Below are 5,204 nucleotides of genomic sequence, written 5' to 3' on the forward strand. Positions count from 1 at the left end.
CCCCAAGCCTGTCGGCTTGGGGGCCTTTTGTCGAGCGGCTGCTCAGCCGTCGCATCCAACGGCATGAGGCAATCGGTCGCGGTGCTCAACCCTGCAAGGTCGACACGCGTGCAATCGCTTGCGGGTCCGCCGCGGGCCCCGCGCCTTCCAGCGCGGCATGCAGCTTGTCCTTGTCCAGCTCACCTTCCCAACGTGCCACCACCACGGCCGCCGTAGCGTTGCCGACCAGGTTGGTCAGCGCACGGCATTCGGACATGAAGCGGTCCACGCCCAGTATCAGGGCCATGCCGGCCACCGGCACCGTCGGCACCACCGACAGCGTTGCAGCCAGCGTGATGAAGCCCGCGCCGGTCACGCCAGCCGCGCCCTTCGAGCTCAGCATCGCCACCAGCAGCAGCAGGATCTGGTCGCCCAGCGACAGCGGAATGTCGCAAGCCTGGGCGATGAACAGGGCCGCCATCGTCATGTAGATGTTGGTGCCATCCAGGTTGAACGAGTACCCGGTCGGCACGACCAGACCCACCACCGACTTCGAACACCCGGCACGTTCCATCTTCTGCATCAGGGTCGGCAGCGCGGCTTCCGACGAGCTCGTGCCCAGCACCAGCAGCAGTTCTTCGCGGATGTAGCGCACCAGCTTCAGAATCGAAAAGCCGTTGTAGCGAGCCACCATGCCCAGGACAACGACCACGAACAGCACGGCCGTGGCGTAGAACGTGCCCACCAGCATCGCCAGGTTGACGATGGACTTGATACCGTATTTGCCGATGGTGAACGCCATGGCCCCGAAAGCGCCGATGGGCGCCGCCTTCATCAGGATGGCAACCAGCTTGAAGATGGGCTGGGCCAGCGCCGTCAGGAAATCCAGCACCGGCTTGCCCCGTTCGCCGACCTGCGCCAGCGCGATGCCGAACAGCACGGCCACGAACAGCACTTGCAGGATGTCGCCGCCGACGAAGGGGCTGAAGATCGTGGTGGGAATCACGTTCAGCAAGAAGCCCGTGATCGTGGAATCATGCGCCTTGGCGACGTATCCCGACACCGCCTTCTGGTCCAGCGTGGCGGGATTGATGTGCATGCCGGCGCCCGGCTGCACGATGTGGCTCACCACCATGCCCACGATGAGGGCCAGGGTCGAGAACACCAGGAAGTACAGCATGGCCTTGCCCGCCACGCGGCCGACCTTCTTCAGGTCGCTCATTGCGGCGATACCGGTGGCGACCGTCAGGAAGATCACGGGCGCGATGATCATCTTGACCAGCTTGATGAACCCGTCGCCCAGCGGCTGCATCGACTCGCCGAGTTCCGGCTTGAAGTAGCCCAGCAAAATGCCGATCGCGATCGCGAAGAGCACCTGCACGTACAGGATTTGATAGAACTTGAGCTTGCGCGCAGGCGCGACTTGATCTACTTCGATCATTGGGATTTGTCCCCACCAGGGGCCCCGAACGCATTGCGATGCGACGCAACGGACGCCGGGGCGTTTTCTCTTTTGAAGCCTTGCGTATCTCCGCAGGCCATTTCACCCGGGTGCGCAATGCCGCCAGGCTTACTGGGGTATATGCAAATGCCGTGCCAGCCGACGGCAAGGCCGCATCCGCCCCTAAACACTTGATTTTGCTTATCTTCTTATCGCGTCCGAGATCGCCGCGCGTTATAGCTGGCGAAATTCCACACATAAAGCGGATAAAATGTGCGGAAAACCACACAAACCTATGCCCCCCGCCCCCTCATCACCCAAGACGTCCGCTCAGGCGCTACCGGACAGCCCGCCCAAGGCCGACGCGCCCTTGGCCGCCAAGCCGCGCGGCATTGCCTGGCCTTGGGTCCTTCTGATCCTGCTTGCGGTGGGCATCGCGCTGGGCGCCCTGCACGCCGCCAGCCAATGGGCGCGAGAAGGGGCGCTGAAGGAGGCCGCGCTGCAAGCTCGCGGGGCCGGCCAGATCAACGCCGCCCTCCTGCGCAACAACCTGGACAAATTCCGCGCCCTGCCATTCGTGCTGACCCGAGATGTCGACCTGCGCGCCACGCTGCAGAACCCCACCGCCGCCCAGATCGAATCACTGGACGAAAAGCTCGATACGCTGAGCCGGGGGGTCGGCGCCTCCGCCATCTACGTGCTGGATACCAGCGGCTACGCCATCGCCGCCAGCAACTGGCGCGAGCCGGCAACCTTCGTCGGCGTCGACTACCAATTCCGGCCCTATTTCAAGGGTGCGGTCGCGCATGGCTCGGCGGAGCATTTCGCGTTGGGCACGATCAGCCACGAAGCCGGGCTGTACTTGTCGCGACGGGTGGACGGTGCCGATGGCGTCATGCTGGGCGTGGTGGTGCTGAAGGTCGATTTCCGCGACCTTGAAGCCGATTGGCGGCAATCGAACGCGCCGATTTTCGTGACCGACGAGCACGGCGTCGTACTGCTGGGCAGCCTGGCCGACTGGCGTTTCCGCGTGTTGTCGCCGTTGGCGCCTGATCTGGCGCAAACGCTGCGCACCAGCCTGCAGTTCGGCGACGCGATGTTCCAGCCGTTGCCGCTGCGTCCGCCGCTGAAAACCATCAACGGCGGACAATTGGTGCACACCGATGAAGCCCTGCCCCAGATCGCCGCGGGCGCGCCCCTGCTACACACCACGCTGCCCATTGTCGAGTCGCCGGGTTGGACACTGCATCTGCTGTCGCCCGTGCAGTCAGCCATGAACCGCGCGACCGCCAACGCCCAGCTTGGCGCCCTCCTCGCCATGGCGGTGCTGTCGGCGGTGATAGGCATCGTCCTATTCCGTCGCCATCGCAACCGCGAGCGCACCGCGCAGCAGGCGGCAGTGCGCCAACAACTGGCCGCGCAGGTCGAAGAACGCACCGCCCAATTGCGCGAAGTGAACCAACAGTTGTTGACGCAGATGGACGAACGCCAACGCACCGAAGCGCGGCTGCACACCATGCAGGACGAACTCGTGCAGGCCAGCAAGCTGGCATTGCTCGGCCAGGTCGCCGCCGGCGTCGCGCACGAAGTCAACCAGCCGGTTGCCGCCATTCGCGCCTATGCCGACAATGCCGCCGAATTTCTGCGCCGCCGCGACACGGCCTGCGTGGCAGAAAACCTGAGCACCATCGCGTCCTTGACCGAGCGTATCGGCCACATCACCGGGGAACTGCGCGCATTTTCGCGCAAGGCGGGCGCCTCGGTAGGCCCCACCAGCCTCAAAGAGGCCTTGGACGGGGCGTTGTTGCTGGTCGGTCCGCGCGCCAGGCGCCAGGGGGTGACGCTGCAACGCCCGCCGGCGGAACCTGACTATCGAGTCCAGGCCAACCGCATCCGGCTCGAACAGGTCCTGGTGAACCTGTTGCAAAACGGCATGGACGCGCTGGAAGGCCAAGCCGATGGCCGCATCATCATCGCCCTGCAGGACATGGGCGCCTCGGTACAACTGTTCGTCAATGACAACGGCCCGGGTTTGTCACCTGAAGCCAGTGCGCGCCTGTTCACCCCCTTTCATACGACCAAGGCCGAAGGCCTCGGATTGGGCTTGGTCATTTCGCGGGACATCGTTGCCGAATTCGGCGGCGACCTGCAAGCCGCTCATCCCGGAGACGCCATTTTCCCCGCGCCCCACGGCCCCGGCCGCGGCGCGATGTTCACGCTCACGCTGCGCAAGTCGCCGCCTACTATCCATGACCCGCGCCCCTGATACTTCTCTCCAGCCCGCGCCCGAGCGCGACGATTCGGCGCCCGGTACTCCCTGCGCCGTTACGTCCTCGGCCCGCATGCCGACTGGCAGCCCTTCAATCGGTTCCACCGGGAACCCGGACAAGCCACTGACGCCTCGCGTGGCATTCATCGACGACGACGAAGACCTTCGGCGCGCCAATGTCCAGACCCTCAAGCTGCAAGGCATCGCAGTTGAACCGCACGCCAGCGCACGCAGCGCGCTGCCGACCCTTAACCGCGACTTCGACGGCGTAGTGGTCACGGACATCCGCATGCCGGATATCGACGGCCTGCAACTATTCCAACGCCTGCGCACCATCGATCCGGAAATTCCCGTCATTCTCATCACCGGCCATGGCGACATCGCCACCGCCGTGCAATGCATGCGCGATGGCGCGTACGATTTCCTGGCCAAGCCTTACCCGCCCGACCGCCTGGTCACGGCGATTATGCATGCCGCCGAAAAGCGCCACCTGGTGTTGGAGAATCGGCGCTTGCGAGAGGCGGCTTTTGCCGTGGAGGCCGATGAAGTGCCATTCATTGGCACCACTCCTGCCATGCAGCGTATCAAGCAGACGCTGCGCCACATCGCCGATGCCGACGTGGACGTGCTGGTAGAAGGTGAAACCGGTACCGGCAAGGAAGTCGTTGCCACGGCCTTGCACCGCTTGAGCCGCCGGCGCCATCATGCGTTGGTGGCCATCAATTGCGGGGCCCTGCCCGAAAGCGTGATCGAAAGCGAGCTGTTCGGCCATGAAGCCGGTGCGTTCACAGGCGCGCAAAAGCGGCGTATCGGCCGCATCGAGCATGCCAGTGGCGGTACGCTGTTCCTGGACGAAATCGAAAGCATGCCGCTGGCCGTGCAGGTCAAGCTGCTGCGCGTGCTGGAGTCGCGTCAGATCACCCCACTGGGCAGCAACGAGGTTCGCAACCTGGATTTGCGTGTGGTCGCCGCCACCAAGGAAGATCTCGGCAGTCCAGCCATCCGCGCCAAATTCCGCGAAGACCTGTTCTACCGCTTGAACGTCGTCACCATCCGCATTCCGCCGCTGCGCGAACGCCGCGAAGACATTCCTCTGCTGTTCGCCCACTACCTCGGCCATGCATCGCGCCGCTTCCAGCGCGATATCCCCGATATGCCGGCCGACATCAAGCACCACCTCTTGACCCACGACTGGCCAGGCAATGTCCGTGAACTGGCCCACTTTGCCGAACGTTTCGTGCTGGGCGTGCTCAATACCCCGGCCGTTGCGGCGCCCGCCGAAGTCTCGGGCCCAGGTTCGCTACCCGAAAAGATGGAACGCTTCGAAGCCCAGCTCATCCGCGAAGCGCTCACTGCCCACCAAGGCGACGTGCGTGCCACGCTCGAAACGTTGGGCATTCCCCGCAAGACGTTCTACGACAAGCTCCAGCGTCACGGCATCGACCGGCAAGACTACACAGGCACGCCGCAGGCCTGACAGCGAGGCACCGAGCCCAAACAAAAGCCCCTGGGCGG

At 64.4% G+C, this 5,204-nt stretch carries 3 protein-coding genes; 2 read left to right on the forward strand and 1 reads right to left on the reverse strand.

Annotated elements, in window-relative coordinates:
* Positions 1–85: 85 nt before the first annotated feature.
* Positions 86–1,420: a dicarboxylate/amino acid:cation symporter gene (locus AC6LJ2_RS29835; RefSeq protein WP_263913677.1), complete on the reverse strand. Its 1,335-nt coding sequence runs from the start codon at positions 1,418–1,420 to the stop codon at positions 86–88.
* A 295-nt stretch (positions 1,421–1,715) separates the two neighbouring features.
* Between AC6LJ2_RS29835 and AC6LJ2_RS29840 the strand changes: the two genes are divergently transcribed.
* Positions 1,716–3,686 (forward strand): sensor histidine kinase, encoded by a 1,971-nt coding sequence (locus tag AC6LJ2_RS29840; RefSeq protein ID WP_498152743.1) that lies wholly within the window; start codon positions 1,716–1,718, stop codon positions 3,684–3,686.
* A gap of 76 nt (positions 3,687–3,762) precedes the next feature.
* The gene (locus AC6LJ2_RS29845) at positions 3,763–5,166 is read left to right on the forward strand and encodes a sigma-54-dependent transcriptional regulator (protein ID WP_263913826.1); all 1,404 of its coding nucleotides are present in this window, start codon (positions 3,763–3,765) and stop codon (positions 5,164–5,166) included.
* The last annotated feature ends 38 nt before the right edge of the window (positions 5,167–5,204 follow it).

Source organism: Achromobacter sp. 1014246743 (assembly GCF_059760725.1).